This window comes from Spirosoma rhododendri, assembly GCF_012849055.1.
Taxonomy (GTDB): Bacteria; Bacteroidota; Bacteroidia; order Cytophagales; family Spirosomataceae; genus Spirosoma; species Spirosoma rhododendri.
In genome coordinates, this window is sequence record NZ_CP051677.1 from 2,068,093 (window position 1) to 2,082,476 (window position 14,384).

At 55.5% G+C, this 14,384-nt stretch carries 15 protein-coding genes; 4 read left to right on the forward strand and 11 right to left on the reverse strand.

What is annotated here, in order from left to right; translation table 11 throughout:
- Window positions 1-18: 18 nt before the first annotated feature.
- From HH216_RS08600 to rpmH, 5 genes are all read right to left on the reverse strand, one after another.
- Window positions 19-468, reverse strand: coding sequence for a hypothetical protein (locus HH216_RS08600; protein ID WP_169550451.1), 450 nt, complete (start codon window positions 466-468; stop codon window positions 19-21).
- A gap of 94 nt (window positions 469-562) precedes the next feature.
- Complete coding sequence (tsaB, locus tag HH216_RS08605) at window positions 563-1,252, reverse strand: tRNA (adenosine(37)-N6)-threonylcarbamoyltransferase complex dimerization subunit type 1 TsaB (protein WP_169550452.1); 690 nt, start codon at window positions 1,250-1,252, stop codon at window positions 563-565.
- 3 nt (window positions 1,253-1,255) lie between these two features.
- Complete coding sequence (locus tag HH216_RS08610; RefSeq protein ID WP_169550453.1) at window positions 1,256-2,914, reverse strand: S41 family peptidase; 1,659 nt, start codon at window positions 2,912-2,914, stop codon at window positions 1,256-1,258.
- Window positions 2,915-3,040: 126 nt separating this feature from the next.
- Window positions 3,041-3,385 carry a ribonuclease P protein component gene (locus HH216_RS08615; RefSeq protein ID WP_254448745.1) on the reverse strand — a complete coding sequence of 115 codons (345 nt, stop codon included), beginning with the start codon at window positions 3,383-3,385 and terminating at the stop codon, window positions 3,041-3,043.
- A 60-nt stretch (window positions 3,386-3,445) separates the two neighbouring features.
- Window positions 3,446-3,613, reverse strand: a complete 168-nt coding sequence (rpmH, locus tag HH216_RS08620) for a 50S ribosomal protein L34 (protein WP_106137324.1) — start codon at window positions 3,611-3,613, stop codon at window positions 3,446-3,448.
- A 241-nt stretch (window positions 3,614-3,854) separates the two neighbouring features.
- Here rpmH and HH216_RS08625 point away from each other — a divergent pair, with 241 nt between their 5' ends.
- Window positions 3,855-5,438 carry a M61 family metallopeptidase gene (locus HH216_RS08625; RefSeq protein ID WP_169550454.1) on the forward strand — a complete coding sequence of 528 codons (1,584 nt, stop codon included), beginning with the start codon at window positions 3,855-3,857 and terminating at the stop codon, window positions 5,436-5,438.
- An 87-nt stretch (window positions 5,439-5,525) separates the two neighbouring features.
- On the forward strand, window positions 5,526-7,034 hold the full coding sequence (locus HH216_RS08630) for an amidase (RefSeq protein ID WP_169550455.1): 1,509 nt from the start codon (window positions 5,526-5,528) through the stop codon (window positions 7,032-7,034).
- Window positions 7,035-7,065: 31 nt separating this feature from the next.
- Here HH216_RS08630 and HH216_RS08635 read toward each other — a convergent pair whose 3' ends face one another.
- Window positions 7,066-7,551 carry a sterol desaturase family protein gene (locus HH216_RS08635; protein WP_169550456.1) on the reverse strand — a complete coding sequence of 162 codons (486 nt, stop codon included), beginning with the start codon at window positions 7,549-7,551 and terminating at the stop codon, window positions 7,066-7,068.
- Between the two features lie 232 nt (window positions 7,552-7,783).
- On the opposite strand from HH216_RS08635, the gene HH216_RS08640 reads away from it, so the two are divergent.
- Window positions 7,784-8,455, forward strand: a complete 672-nt coding sequence (locus HH216_RS08640) for an AlbA family DNA-binding domain-containing protein (protein ID WP_169553309.1) — start codon at window positions 7,784-7,786, stop codon at window positions 8,453-8,455.
- 82 nt (window positions 8,456-8,537) lie between these two features.
- Here HH216_RS08640 and bioA read toward each other — a convergent pair whose 3' ends face one another.
- The 4 genes from bioA to HH216_RS08660 form a co-directional block, all read right to left on the reverse strand.
- On the reverse strand, window positions 8,538-9,839 hold the full coding sequence (gene bioA, locus HH216_RS08645; protein WP_169550457.1) for an adenosylmethionine--8-amino-7-oxononanoate transaminase: 1,302 nt from the start codon (window positions 9,837-9,839) through the stop codon (window positions 8,538-8,540).
- Window positions 9,805-10,419, reverse strand: a complete 615-nt coding sequence (bioD, locus tag HH216_RS08650; RefSeq protein ID WP_169550458.1) for a dethiobiotin synthase — start codon at window positions 10,417-10,419, stop codon at window positions 9,805-9,807. The genes bioA and bioD overlap by 35 nt, the downstream gene beginning before the upstream one ends.
- A gap of 60 nt (window positions 10,420-10,479) precedes the next feature.
- Complete coding sequence (locus HH216_RS08655) at window positions 10,480-11,631, reverse strand: aminotransferase class I/II-fold pyridoxal phosphate-dependent enzyme (protein WP_169550459.1); 1,152 nt, start codon at window positions 11,629-11,631, stop codon at window positions 10,480-10,482.
- A gap of 176 nt (window positions 11,632-11,807) precedes the next feature.
- Window positions 11,808-12,836 carry a zinc-binding dehydrogenase gene (locus HH216_RS08660; RefSeq protein WP_169550460.1) on the reverse strand — a complete coding sequence of 343 codons (1,029 nt, stop codon included), beginning with the start codon at window positions 12,834-12,836 and terminating at the stop codon, window positions 11,808-11,810.
- A gap of 98 nt (window positions 12,837-12,934) precedes the next feature.
- Here HH216_RS08660 and ybeY point away from each other — a divergent pair, with 98 nt between their 5' ends.
- Window positions 12,935-13,354 (forward strand): rRNA maturation RNase YbeY, encoded by a 420-nt coding sequence (gene ybeY / locus HH216_RS08665; protein WP_169550461.1) that lies wholly within the window; start codon window positions 12,935-12,937, stop codon window positions 13,352-13,354.
- A 10-nt stretch (window positions 13,355-13,364) separates the two neighbouring features.
- Here ybeY and HH216_RS08670 read toward each other — a convergent pair whose 3' ends face one another.
- Entirely contained in the window at window positions 13,365-14,123 is a 759-nt protein-coding gene (locus tag HH216_RS08670; protein ID WP_169550462.1) for an SDR family NAD(P)-dependent oxidoreductase, read from the reverse strand.
- Window positions 14,124-14,384: the final 261 nt, after the last annotated feature.

Here is a 14,384-nt window from a genome sequence, read left to right on the forward strand (position 1 = left end):
GCCATGACAGACGGAAAACTATAGCGGCTTTGGCTTCTTGGCGAACTGGTAGGCGATTCCTAGGAACGACTGCAACACGCCAACTTTCAAATCTTTGCGAGAGTACGGCGCAATCTCCACCGCTACCCGCAGATTCGGCACAAACGGTACGTGTGCCCGCGCCCCGATATGCAGCGAATACCCTTCCAGCACATCGCGATTATCGATCCCGTTCAGGAAATTGGCCCGGATACCCAGGCCGGTGTAGTAGTTGATGTGCTCTTTCCGAACAACGTTGACCATCGGACAAAACGTCGTGCTAAGCGACCCGAAGACCGTGTTGGTTTGTACACGCGCATCGACCCAAAAGGCGCGGTCGGCGTTGCTACTGACCGATACGACGTTGTTGAAGGGGTAATAAGCGACGGAAGCTTGTCCGAAAGCCGTCAGGCCAACGCTGAGTAAGAGTAGGGTAAGCGTATGTTTCATACCCGCAAAGCAACGATTTATTTTAAACACAGAGGCACGGAGAACACAAAGGTTTTACAAACTCGGTGTTTTCTGTACGGCTAGTGTTTAAATCTTAAACAACCGCTTTGCGCGGCTGCGTCGTCATGAAATCTTTGAGGTAGAACGGCTCGAACGTGGCCGGGTCTTCGATTTGCCCGGAGGCAAACAGGGACGTCGCCAGCTTGCCAACCGTCCGGGCGGAGGGCGTTACGGCCTGCTCCGGGAAGATGGCCTGCGGGTGTTGCCCCAGCACGGCCCGGCACTTAGCGGCCCCGTCGCCGAAGAAAACGACCGGGTGCTGCGCCAGTTGTTCGCCGAATGAATCCGCGTCGATGATTTCGGCTTTCGTCGGTATGCGTTCTTCGCCAGCCGTGTCATAAAAGGCGCAGTAGACTTCCATACGCCGGGCGTCGATCATCGGGCAAAGCAACGTATCGGCGGGGTAGAAACCGCGAATCTGCTCAGCCATTGCCGCCAGTGTGTTCACTGCCACGAGTGGCTTGCCGAGCGCAAAACACAGTCCTTTCGCCGTCGATACGCCGATGCGCAAACCCGTGTACGAACCCGGCCCCATTGCTACGGCTACGGCGTCGAGCTGATCGAGCGTAAAACCCGTTTGCCGCACGACATCATCGATCAGGCTGGTCAGCATGGCCGATGACGTGCGTTCGATAAACAGTTCGTAACACCCCAGCAGCGTGCCGTCCTGATGCAGGGCAACGGAGCAGACGGTGGTCGAGGTGTCGAGGGAAAGAATAAGCACAGATTACTTCTTTTTCAAAATCGAGTTGTACCGGTTCATGTCTTTGAACAGGTCGAGGGCCGCTTTCAACTCCGTATCGTCGGCAAACGATGCTTCCTTGATGCCCTTTTGAAGATAATAATGCCCAGCAATCTCTTCGTCGAGCAAAGCGCGGACTTCGTTGCGGAACGTCATCAGGTCGGCGTCTTTGCTGTGCGACATCTTCGTCTTGAGCGACTTAAGCTGATCCTGAATCAGGTCGAAATATTTTTCCTTCTTGGCCGATGCTTCCAGCGTACCGAGGTCCTTTTCTACCTGCGTCGTGTAGTCGTAATCCTTGTTGGCCACCCACTTCATGAAGTCGGCGTATTCGGCGTCGGTCAGGCGGAATTCACGGGCGGGTTTGATCGTCGGGTGGTCGTGGCGGTACTTCACCGCGTAGTCGAAAATCAGTCCTTTATTGGTCAGACTCTGCGCAATCGGTGCGGCAAGCTGATTCTCTGTCACGAGATCGGGCAGTACCCCGCCACCGTCATATACCGGACGACCCGCTTTTGTCTTAAACGCGGTTTGCAGCGAATCGGGGATCTTACCTACGCTGCCGTCGGGATTGCGGTGGCTATAGTCGATGGCCTGAATGCACCGCCCACTGGGGATGTAATACTTGGCCGTCGTGATCTTGAGCTTGGTATTGAACGACAGTTCGCGGGTAGTCTGTACCAGCCCTTTGCCGTATGTCCGCTGCCCGATCAGCACCCCCCGGTCGTAATCCTGAATCACGCCCGATACGATCTCAGCCGCCGACGCGCTATGGCTGTTGGTCAGTACGATCAGCGGAATCTCCAGATCCATCGGCGCATTCATAGCCGTGTAGGTCTTGTTCCACTCGGTCACCTTGCCCTTCGTCGTTACCACTTCCGAATCCTTCGGGATAAAGATGTTGCAGATGTCGATGGCCATGTTGAGCAGTCCGCCGGGGTTCTCGCGCACGTCAAGCACCAGCTTTTTCATGCCTTTACCTTTCAGCTCCTGCACCGCCGTCCGCACTTCCCGCGACGCCGTCGCCGTAAAATCTTTCAGGTCGATATAGCCCACATCGTCCGAGAGCATCCCGTAGTAGGGTACGTTGGTCATCTTCACCACGTCGCGCATTACCGTCACCTCGACCGGAGCCGTCACGCCGTAGCGTTTTACGGCCAGCTTGACGGCCGTGTTGTTCTGCCCCTTGATGAGTTTACCCGCGTCGGCATCCTTCCGGCTTTTCAGGTCGACCCCGTCGATTTTCAGAATCTCGTCGCCGATCTGCAAACCCGATTTTTCAGCCGGTGTGCCTTCGTAGATCATCAGCACGACGTTTTTGCCCTGCCGCTGCCCGATCACCGCGCCGATGCCATTGTAGCGACCGGTGGTCATGGTCATGTAATCTTCGATCTCGTCTTCGGCGTAGAAATTCGTGTACGGATCAAGCCCTTTCAGCATCGCGTCGATACTGCTTTTCACCATCCGGTTGGGGTTGATCTCGTCGACATAGTACATGTTCAGTTCCTTGAACAGTGTCGCGTAGATGTCGAGGTTACGGGCGATTTCAAAGAAGCGGTCGTCGTTCTTGAACGAAAACAGGCTGATACCACCCGCTACGAGCCCGGCAGTGGCGAAAAGCGTCAAACGTTTGCTGAGATGCATGGGAGGTTTAAGGTTTATGGTTTAAAGTCTACTATTGAGTAACTAGTCCAATTGCGGAAACAACCTTGAACGTTAAACAACAAACCTTAAACTACATTTTTCCTAAGGCTAATTTCATACCTTTTTCTATCTCCTCAAACGAAATAATCTGCTTGGCCGTATAAAGCAGGGCGAGGTGCGAAGGCAGGGGGCGGGTGCGACCGTTGGGGGGAAGAGCAGGTGCTTGTTGAGCCGGTAGGCTTCGCGCACACGTCGACGGATCAGGTTGCGGTCGACGGCCCGTTTAAACTGCCGTTTGGGAACCGTAATGACGATGGCCGGAAGCGCGTCGGCGGCTTCGGGCTTGTTGAGATAGAGCACCCTAAACGGAAAAAGGTAGAACGTCCCAACGGCCGTACTACCTTTTGTAAAGAGTTCACCCAGAATTTTTTTGCTGCAAAGCCGCTCCGATTTCGTGAAGGTTTGCCGCATATGAGTAGGCTGACGTTTGGAGTCCGGCAGGACGCCCAACGACGAACCAGAAACCGGGGATTAAACTTTAAAGCGATCGCCTTTTTTCTCGTCCGAGACGGTCAGCTTCCAGCGACCTTTGGCACGACGGCGGGCCAGTACTTGACGGCCATTGGCGGTTGACATCCGCTCGCGGAAGCCGTGCTTGTTTTTCCGCTTCCGGTTCGATGGTTGGTACGTTCTTTTCATGATCTATGTTGCCTAAAAACTTCTGAGTTCCGAAATGAGTCCGCAAAAATAGCAGAACGCTTCGGTTTAACCAAACGTCGATTCGGAAATTGGTGGCTGTCAGCCAATGAAATAGCGTATCCGGCCGATTTAATCGGGCAAATTTATCAATCTGCTGGCTGGCAAGGCGATTTTACGAAACCCTTTGGCCAATATCGCCGGTTATCTTCGCAGACGACTCACCGACTTTTGCCCTCCGCTCATGCACTACCGCCTGTCTGCCGATCCTGAATTGCCATACTACATTGCTGTTGAGGCTACGCTGTCGGCGGTGGCCCCGCATACGGTGGTCGAACTCCAGCTACCTGCCTGGCGCCCCGGTCGGTATGAGTTGCAGCACTTTGCCAAAAACATTCAGCGGTTCACGATTACCGACGAAACCGGGCAGCCGCTGCCGTTCCGCAAGATCACGAAAGACCGCTGGCGGGTAATTACCAAAACCGGTACGTCGATCATTGCCCGGTACAATTTCTACAGCCTGCTCCCGGCAGCTCATCAGCTCAACGCGGGTAGCAGTTTCATTGATGAAACGCTGCTGTACGTCAACCCGGTGAACTTGTGCCTGTACGCGGAAGGGCATATCAACGACCCCTGTACGCTCGACCTCGATATTCCGCGTAACTGGATGATTGCCTGTGGCCTGACGCGCGTCGATGACTCCGCCGATACGACCGGCCCGGTGCAGTTACAGGCGGCTGACTTTTACGAGCTGGTCGACTGCCCGCTGCTAGCTGCGCCCGGTTTGCAGCACATCCAGTACGAAGTGCAGAAAACGCAGTTTCACGTCTGGATTCACGGAGGCTGGCGTACCGATAATACGCCCGCCTTCGATGCCGATCGGATTGTGCGCGACTTCACCCGCTTCTCGGCGCAGCAAGTCGCCATGTACGGTGAATTCCCCGAAGGCGATTACCATTTTCTGACGCTGGTGCTGCCGGTGGCTTATTACCATGGTGTCGAGCACCGCAACTCGACGGTGCTGGTGCTTGGCCCCGCTGATGAAGGTGCGGGTCTATACAACGATTTACTGGGCGTGGCGTCACACGAACTGTTTCATGCCTGGAACATCATCCGTATTCGGCCGACCGAACTGCTTCCCTACGATTTTACCCGCGAAAATTACTTTACCACTTGCTTCGTGGCCGAGGGCGTTACGACCTACTATGGCGATCTGATGCTGCGCCGGTCGGGGGTATTCGATGACGATGCATATCTGAAAGAGTTACAGGTCGTATTCAAACGGCATTTCGAGAATAACGGCCGGGCGTTTCAGTCGCTGACCGAATCGTCGTGGGATTTGTGGCTTGATGGCTACGAGAAAGGCGTTCCTGACCGGAAAGTGTCGGTCTACCACAAAGGAGCCATTGCCGCGCTGATTCTCGACCTGCGCATCCGCCGACTGACCAACCACGCCCGCTCGCTCGACGACGTGATGCGGCAGATGTGGACGCGCTTCGGCAAACCGTTCGTTGGCTACACGCTGGACGATTACCGGGCGGTTGCCGAGTCGGTGGCCGGTGAAAGTCTGGCTGACTATTTCGATCTATGCATATTCGGCAATAGTGCGCTCGAAGAACCGCTGAACGAAACGCTGGCTTGGGTGGGGCTGCAACTTGTATGGGAAGCCCCAACGGCCGACCTGCCCGGTGGTATTCGCCTACTCGACTTGGGCGATGAGGCCGGTCGGGCGCAGCGAGTACGTTGGTTCGGCGACGTCCTGACCGATCCCGCCGACGATCACCTGATCGACCCCGATAAAGCTGGGAAGAACGTAGTGGCGAAGTAGCCGAGGGGACCAAGTTGCGGTGATGGACGGATAAATGACGGAAAAAATAGACATTGCGTCTAGCTATTCCTGAACCGACCATTGCTGATGAATCCCGCCACAAAACCACTTCCGTTTGACGAATACGTCCGACACGACGCAACCGCTCTGGCCAGACTTGTCCGCTCCGGCGACGTAACGCCCGATGAACTGCTGGCTACGGCCATTGCCCGCGCTGAAGCCGTCAACCCAGAGCTGAACGCCATTGTAACGCCCCTGTATGAAAAAGGACGCGAAGTCGCCAGTCGATTACCCGTCGACGCGCCGTTTCGAGGGGTGCCGTTTCTGCTGAAAGACCTCGAACTGGGCTGGGCCGGAACACCGCTGAAGTCGGGTAGCCGGGCCTACGCCAACTACGTATCCCCCACCGACAGCGACACCGTCCGTCGTTTTCTGCAAGCGGGGCTGGTGCCGTTCGGCAAAACAAATACGCCTGAATTTGGCCTGACACCCTATACTGAATCGAAGTTGTACGGCCCGGCGCGCAATCCGTGGAATACGGCCTATTCACCCGGTGGGTCGAGTGGCGGTTCTGCGGTAGCGGTGGCAGCAGGTATCGTTCCGGCAGCAACGGCCAGTGACGGTGGCGGTTCGATCCGAATTCCGGCCTCGTGTTGTGGCTTGTTTGGTCTGAAACCGTCGCGGGGGCGCGTGTCGCTGGGGCCGAACTACGGCGAACTTTGGAACGGTGCCGTTATCGGGCACGCCCTGACCCGGTCGGTGCGTGACAGTGCGGGCCTGCTCGACGCCATCGCCGGTTACGCCCCCGGCGACCCATACCAGATTGCAGCTCCAGAGCGGTCTTATGCCGAGGAAGTGAAACGGGAGCCGGGCAAGCTACGGATTGCCTTCTCAACACAGCACCTCATGCCGTCACAGGCCACCGACCCGGAATGCATCAAGGCTGTTCAGGAGACGGCGCAGTTACTGGAAAAGCTAGGCCATACAGTTGAAGAAGTGCCGCTGCCCTACGAAAAAACGATTGTGACGGAAGCCTTTTTCGTGAACGTGCTGAGCGAAACGGCAGCTACCCTGCGCGAAATCAGTCAGTACCTGGGCCGACCCGTCCGGCGGGACGATGTAGAACTGAACACATGGGCACTGGGCCGACTAGCGGAAGGTTTCACCGCAGCTGATGTAGCTTACCAGAAACGTCGCTGGAATAGCCTCAACCGAGCGATGGGTCAATTCCACGAAACCTACGATCTGTTTCTAACGCCCACGCTACCACGTCCGCCGATCAAAATTGGGGCGTTTCAGAATTCGGCATCGGAAGAGCGGACCATGAAACTGGTCGATGCCATGCGGGGACTTAAATACCTGAAAGGAACAAAAATGATCGCCGAACTGGCCGAGAAGTCGCTGGGATATATCTCGTACACCGTCATTGCCAACATGACCGGTCAGCCGTCGATGTCGGTACCGCTGCACTGGTCAGCAGAGTGCTTACCGATTGGCGTTATGTTTTCTGGTCGCATGGGTGATGAGGCCACACTGTTTCGGCTGGCTAGCCAGCTCGAACAGGAAAGGCCGTGGTTTGACAAGCGCCCGGCATAAAAAAAGAGACAGCTTAGGCTGTCTCTTTAGCTTAGTTAGCTGATTCTTTCGTGGAGGTAGCTTTCGGCTCTTTCACCGAGCGGTCGTAACGTTTAGGGGCGTACAGAAATCCAAACGCTTCGGCACCCTCTTTGGTGTGAACCTTGTGGTGTATGTAATGTGCCCGCATGATGCGCTGCATATACCGCCCGCTTGTGTCGAACTTCATCTTGACCCGGCGGTGTACGATGACGTCATGAAACAGAAAATAGAAGGCACCGTATAGGGTTACACCAGCGCCAATCCAGGTCAGAAAGGCTAGTCCAGGGATTCCGACGCCAGCCAGAAACAACCCGATGGCAACGACGGCGAACACAACAGCGAAGAGATCGTTTATTTCGAAAAAACCCTTGTGATGGTTGTGGTGATCGCGGTGCCAACTCCACAGCACACCATGCATAATGTACTTGTGCGTAAACCAGGCTACGCCTTCCATGAACAGAAAAGTACCAATTACGAGAGCAATGTTTACCAGCATTTTTGTGTTTTCTGAGTAAGACAAACAACTGCGAACCGGTCTGCGGCATCGATCTTCCGGTTGCTACGAACCGAGGGTCTGAGCCGTCGACCACTCCCGATAATTAACGGAATGTTTTGGTGAAAAGTTGACCGCCGAGCGGTTACTTTTTAACGCAAAATAGAGATTGGGAGCAAACACTTGCAAGTCATTGGAAAATTCGTATCTTTATAACCAGTCAGTACTCAACCAGATGAACCCATCGGTTATGGACTATCAGGCACTCAAGAACCTGGTCAGACGGGGAGAGGGTAGTAGTTTAGAGTTTAAACTGAAGACAAATCACCCCGAAAAAATTATCCGGGGAATCGTCGCCTTCGCCAATACATACGGCGGAATCATGCTTATCGGCGTGGCAGACGACAAGACCATCCGGGGGCTGAAATACGCCGACGAAGACGAGTACCTGCTCGTCCGGGCTATCAACAAGTACTGCTTCCCCCGCATTTCGTACACCATCGACCGCGTACAGCTCTACGACGAGCGCGAAGTATTGGTGATCCGGGTGCCGCCCAGCCCGACCCGCCCCCACTACATCATTCCCGACCCGGAAAACGACCCCGACAACAAGAAGGCTTATGTCCGCGTCGCCGATAAGTCGGTGCAGGCTAGTCGGGAGGTGCGCGAAATTCTGAAGGGGCAGCAGGCCGAACGCTCCATCCGTTTTACCTACGGTGATAAGGAGCATAAGCTGATGCAGCACCTCGGCGAACACAGCAGTATCACGGTCGATCTGTTTGCGTCCATCGCCGGGATCTCCCGAAAGATCGCGTCGCGCACACTTGTCCTGCTTGTCCTTGCTCACGTGCTGGAAATTCACCCCAGCGATGTTATGGATAAATACACGACAAGGGCGGTTAGCTGAGCATTGTTTCAAACAGCATCTTACTGTCTGCTCTTCACGCACAACAAATGCTGCAAGACAAACAGCAAGATGCTGTTTGAGACTACAGACTAGCCAACAGCGCCATGATCTGCTCATGCACGTACTCTAACTGGCTATCGGTGGTGCAGTAAGGCGGCATCAGATACAGCACATTCCCCAGCGGACGCATCAGTATCCCCCGGTCGAGCATAAACTGATAGGCGTAGTCCCGGATGTGGTTGAAATACGACGTCTGTTCGCCCACATTCAAATCGAAAGCCAGCACTGTACCTTGCTGACGGATTGTACCGACGTGTGTATGGCCTTTCAGTGTTTCGGCAAACTGGCGGTGGTTTGCTTCGATGCGCTGAATTGCCTGCTGCGTTTCTTCCAGCAACAGCAAATCCATACTAGCGAGGGCAACCGAGCAGGCGAGGGGGTTAGCTGTAAACGAGTGACCGTGAAAGAGCGTCTTCATCCGGTCGTCGGACAGGAACGCGTCGTAGATCGCCTGCGTACAGGTTGTCACGCCGAGCGCCATCGTCCCGCCGGTTAAGCCTTTCGACAGGCACATCAGATCCGCTTTTTCGGTCAGGTAGTCCGACGCGAACAGGCGACCCGTCCGGCCGAAACCCGTCATTACTTCATCTGCGATTAGCAGAATGCCCTGTTCTTTCGCTAGGCGGAACAACTCGGCCAGCACGGCCGGTTCGTACATGATCATACCGCCCGACCCCTGCACCAGCGGTTCGACAATGAATGCAGCCACGTCGTCGGTAAACAGGGTGCGGGCCAGTTCCAGCGTCGCTTCTTCCTGACCGGTAACGGGCGTCGGCAGGTAGTCGACGTCGAATAGAAACGGCGCGAACGGAGCAGAGAATGCGTTACGACCACCCACGGCCATCGCACCAAACGTATCGCCGTGGTACGCATCGGTCAGCGCAATCACTTTCCGGCGCGGCTTCCCCTGATTGTACCAGTATTGGAACGCCATTTTCAGCGCAACTTCTACCGCCGTCGAGCCATTGTCGGAATAGAAAACCTTTGCCTGATTGTCTGGCAGTATAGTCAGTAGCCGTTCGGCGAGTTCGACGGCGGGCTGATGCGTGAACCCGGCAAAGATGACGTGTTCGAGCGTAATGGCCTGTTCGGCAAGTCGCTGAGCAATGTGCGGATGCGCGTGGCCGTGCAGGTTAACCCACCACGACGAAACCATGTCCAGATAGGTGGTGCCGTCGGCCGCGTACAGCACCGAACCCTCGCCCCGCACAATCGGAATGGGTAGCGGAGCGGTTTGCATTTGTGTGAACGGATGCCAGACAACCTGGTGGTCGCGTTCGGGCAGCGAATTAGGCGAATTGACGGGCGTAGTGGGCAATGACATCGGGTGTAAGCTGCGCTTCCTGCCCGATACGGCCCAGGCACGGAAGCTGTGTGTAGTTGAGAATAAACGATTCCGTCGTCGGTACGGTCGGTCCGTTGAAGATCAAGCCCGCCAGCGGAATCGACCGACTCTGGCAAACGGCTACCGACAGTAGCGTGTGGTTGATGCTGCCGAGATAGTTGCGCGACACCAGCACCACCGGCAGACCCAACTGGGCCACTAGATCGACGTTCAGGTCGTGGTCGTTCAGCGGCACCATTAGTCCACCGGCCAGTTCAACGACCAGCGCGTTGTCGGTTTTGGGTAATTGAAAGGCGTCCAGTTCAAGCGTCACACCATCGGCAGCGGCAGCCGCGTGGGGCGACATCGGCTGGTTAAGCCGGTACGCTTCGGGATGAAAGCGGGAGCGAGGATTTGTGACCAGTCGGCGAACGGCGTCGGTGTCGGAATCGTCCAGACCACCGGCCTGTACGGGTTTCCAATAGTCGGCTTGCAGTGCTTCGGTCAGCACTGCCGAGACAATCGTTTTGCCGATTTCGGTGCCGATGCCCGCAACAATAAGTTGATGAGGTAATGTCATAAATGAACTGGTTGTATTACGTTATCCCCGGCAGCTAGAAGCTGTTGGAGACAACAAACGCTACTTGTGGAGGGCAGTTTGAAGCACCAATCGCAGCCGGTCGAGTTCGTCGGTTGTGTTGAATGCGTGCAGGCAGATACGAATACGCTCTTGTCCGATGGGTACTGTCGGACTGAGGATAGCGCGCAGGTCAAGCCCAGTCTGCTGCCCTGCGGCTGCTACCCGTCGGGCGTCGTCGTTGCCACTGACAAGCAGGCACTGAATCGGCGATTGACTGTCTGTCCAGCGGGTGTTGGGAAGCTTCGCGACAACCTGCGTCTGGAAGTAATGCAGCCGGTCGGTGAGTCGCAGCCGTGCGTTAGCGTCGCGCTGTACGAGTTGGTGGGCTTCGCGAATCGCTAGTAGGCTGTGCGGGGGTAGCGCGGTTGTGTATATAAAGGAACGGGCGAAGTTGATCAGGTAGTCGCGCAGCACCGTCGACCCCACAACGGCCGCGCCGTGAACGCCCAGCCCCTTGCCGAATGTATGCACCCGCGCCAGCACCCGATCCTGCAAGCCCAGTTCCACAACCCGCCCTTCACCATTCGGTCCGTACACGCCCGAAGCGTGGGCTTCGTCGACAATCAGAGCCGCTCCGTAGCGGTCGCAGAGGGTGCACAGGTCGGGTAGGGGAGCGTAGTCGCCATCCATCGAGTACACTGACTCGACGGCAACAAACACCTGTCCGGTGGCCTGCTGAAGTTTGGCCTCTAGGTCGGCCAGATCGTTGTGCCGGAAACGGTGTCGAGTCGCATAACTCAGCCGCGCCCCGTCGATCATGCTGGCGTGGATCAACTCATCCGTTAGCAGTGTATCACCTTTCTGGGGCAGGCAGGCCAGCAGACCGATATTCGCGTCGTAACCGGAATTAAAAATCAACGCCCGCTCTGACTGGTAAAAACGGGCCAGTTCGGTTTCGACTTCGTCGGTCAGTTCGGTTTGTCCGGCCAACAGTCGGGAGCCGGTTGCCCCGTTGCGCAGGGTAGGATACTGCGCAGCTGCTCCCTGAATCGCTGCCTGCAAGGCCGCAGATCGGGCTAAGCCGAGGTAATCGTTGGAACTGAAATCGACCAGTACGTCATTCACCCGCAACGACCGTAGCGAACCATCCTGCTGCCGGGTTGTCAGTCGGTGAGCTAGCGACTGGAGAATCGATGGTGCCGTTTCAATCATGGGGCAAAAATACGGCACTTGCGCCGATGATTGCGTAATCGGTCGGTGATAAGGGAATATGTGAATAAAGCAAGACTTATCCACAATCGAGCTGTGGATAAGTCTTGCTTTGCAGGGTTATTTCGAGGTAAACTTATTGTTGGGTACGAAAATGGCGAAACAAATTTGGCAAACGCCTAGTTGGCCGCAATCGATAGCACGATCTTACCAAACTGTTTTCCTTCGTCCATTCGGCGTAGCGCCTGTTCGGTTTCGTCCAGCGGCATGACGCTATCAACAACCGGAACGATCTTGTGCTGACTAACAAACGCCAGCATATCGGCAAACTCCTGTTCGTTACCCATGGTGGTGCCCATGATGTCGAGTTGCTTGAAAAATACCTTCGGCGGAACAAGATCGGTAATGTTGCCGGTCGTGCCGCCGTAGAAAACAATACGGCCGCCTGATGCCGCTGCATCGGTCAGCTTGGCGAAACCCGGCCCGCCCGCACTGTCGATAATAACGTCGAAGTAGCCCGCCCGACCTCCGCCGGTTTGCGTCATCAACTGCTTGAGCCAGTCGGCCTGCCGGTAATTGACACCCCCTTTCGCACCCAATTCGATAGCGCGCTGAATCTTCTCGTCATCGCCCGAAGTTACCCACACCTCTGCCCCAGCGGCTACCGCAAACTGCAACGCCGACAGCGCGGCCCCACCCCCAATGCCCGTAATCAGCACTCGCTCGGTCGATTGATGCTGCGTCAGTCGGGCCCGAGTCATCAGTGCGCGCCAGGCCGTCAGACCCACAAGCGGTATGGCAGCAGCCTGCTCAAACCTCAGGTGCGCGGGTTTGGCATGTACGTAGCGAGCCGGAATGGCCAGATACTCGGCGAACGTGCCATTTTCGGGCATGCCCAGAATCCGAAAGTCGGAGCCGTAAAAGCGTGGATTGTCGCCCCAGTTCAGGGCCGGGTTGATAATTACCTCCTGACCGATCTGTAGCGTGTCGACGGCTGATCCGGTCTCTGTGATAACGCCCGCGCCATCGGACCCCAGAATAGTTGGTAATTTCATGCCGGGGTACAAACCCTGTTGCACAAACACGTCGCGGTGGTTGAGCGCAGCCGCCCGGAGTTGAATCAATACGTCGTCTGGGCCGGGCGACGGGATAGGAGCGTCGATAAGCTGCACCGGCTGATGCGTTTCACTCAGTTGAATAGCTTTCATGCGGTATCTTTGCGGTTAAGGCAACTAAACTGTTTGCTACAACAACGTTACGGTATCACCCGTAAAGGACAAATTTATTTCGTACCGATCCGCCCGCTATGATTCGCTTTTTCAACGAAGACGTCGACTATAAACTTCCTCAGAAACAAGCCACCCGCCAATGGCTTAAAGAGCAAACGACCCGGGAGGGCTACCGGATTGGCGAGCTGAATTACATCTTTTGCTCCGACGAGTACGTGTTGCAGGTCAACCGCGACTATTTGCAACACGATTATTACACAGACATTATCACGTTCGATCAGCGCGAGGAAGACGACAAGCTGGAGGGTGACATCTATATCAGCGTCGAACGGGTAGCTGACAACGCGCAGCAATTGGGTATCACGCCCGAACTGGAAATGCGTCGGGTATTGGCCCACGGTCTGCTTCATCTCTGTGGCTACGGTGATAAGTCAGAGGCCGAAGCAGCGGCCATGCGGCAACACGAAGAAAACTGGATAAACGTTTTTCCAGCCTAGTAGCTGTCGGTCAACCAGCCGTGAAGCCGCCATCAAGCTGTATGGCCTGACCCGTTACGAACGAGTTTTCGTCGGCACACAGCCAAAGAATGGCCTGCGCAATTTCTTCCGGCTGTCCCAGTCGGCCCATCGGAATCATCCGGCGCATCCGGTCTTCGATGCCGGGGGCGGTCTGAATCAATTCATCGACCATTGACGAGTGCGTATATACCGGACAGATCGCGTTGATACGAATGTTCTGTTTGGCATATTCCAGCGCGGCCGTTTTCGTCAGGCCAATCACCGCGTGCTTCGAGGCACTGTAAGGCGCACCGAAGGGCATACCCCGTACCCCGGCAATGCTTGACACGTTGACGATCTGCCCACCGCCCTGCTTCACCATCTGCTGCACCTGCGCCTGCATCCCGTAGAATACTCCGCCGACGTTGATCGCCATGATCTGTTCGAAATCGCCCGGTGACTGATCGAGCAGCCGGCCGTATTTACCGCCTATGCCCGCGTTATTGATGCCAATATCCAGTCGACCAAAAAGGTCAATAGTCTGACCAATCGCGCCAACGATAGAGCCTCGTAAACTTACGTCGCACAGCAGGAATTGCGCTTCTTGGCCAAGCTGCTCAATTATTGCAACGGTTTCCTGACCGCTTATTTCGTTGATATCGGTCACCACAACATATGCACCTGCCTTTGCAAACGCTAGTGCTGTTGCCCGGCCGATACCCGAACCGGCCCCGGTGATAAATACAATCTTACCTGCAAAATCTGGCATGGTATGCGTGCATACAGTTTTTACAAACCTAGCCATTTTTAGACAATGACAGTACGCGCTGACATGTTTAGTCAAGCGGATTTACACACACAACTTTATTTGTGTAAATTTTTTATTTCTACCAGAGAATCACTACTTTTGCCCTCCCAAACTCGGAACCGAGAAAGGCAACATACGCTAGGTGAAGGTCCGCTACTGCTTTGGCAATTAGTAGAAACCACACCTGACTTTTCACCAGCTGAATCCGCGCAGGCGGCTGTC

Bases quoted from the DNA above. Each gene is read 5' to 3' on its own strand.
- HH216_RS08600 (WP_169550451.1), bottom strand. From the start codon at position 468: ATGAAACATACGCTTACCCTACTCTTACTCAGCGTTGGCCTGACGGCT.
- HH216_RS08610 (WP_169550453.1), bottom strand. From the start codon at position 2,914: ATGCATCTCAGCAAACGTTTGACGCTTTTCGCCACTGCCGGGCTCGTA.
- HH216_RS08615 (WP_254448745.1), bottom strand. From the start codon at position 3,385: ATGCGGCAAACCTTCACGAAATCGGAGCGGCTTTGCAGCAAAAAAATT.
- rpmH (WP_106137324.1), bottom strand. From the start codon at position 3,613: ATGAAAAGAACGTACCAACCATCGAACCGGAAGCGGAAAAACAAGCAC.
- HH216_RS08625 (WP_169550454.1), top strand. From the start codon at position 3,855: ATGCACTACCGCCTGTCTGCCGATCCTGAATTGCCATACTACATTGCT.
- HH216_RS08630 (WP_169550455.1), top strand. From the start codon at position 5,526: ATGAATCCCGCCACAAAACCACTTCCGTTTGACGAATACGTCCGACAC.
- HH216_RS08635 (WP_169550456.1), bottom strand. From the start codon at position 7,551: ATGCTGGTAAACATTGCTCTCGTAATTGGTACTTTTCTGTTCATGGAA.
- HH216_RS08640 (WP_169553309.1), top strand. From the start codon at position 7,784: ATGAACCCATCGGTTATGGACTATCAGGCACTCAAGAACCTGGTCAGA.
- bioA (WP_169550457.1), bottom strand. From the start codon at position 9,839: ATGTCATTGCCCACTACGCCCGTCAATTCGCCTAATTCGCTGCCCGAA.
- bioD (WP_169550458.1), bottom strand. From the start codon at position 10,419: ATGACATTACCTCATCAACTTATTGTTGCGGGCATCGGCACCGAAATC.
- HH216_RS08655 (WP_169550459.1), bottom strand. From the start codon at position 11,631: ATGATTGAAACGGCACCATCGATTCTCCAGTCGCTAGCTCACCGACTG.
- HH216_RS08660 (WP_169550460.1), bottom strand. From the start codon at position 12,836: ATGAAAGCTATTCAACTGAGTGAAACGCATCAGCCGGTGCAGCTTATC.
- ybeY (WP_169550461.1), top strand. From the start codon at position 12,935: ATGATTCGCTTTTTCAACGAAGACGTCGACTATAAACTTCCTCAGAAA.
- HH216_RS08670 (WP_169550462.1), bottom strand. From the start codon at position 14,123: ATGCCAGATTTTGCAGGTAAGATTGTATTTATCACCGGGGCCGGTTCG.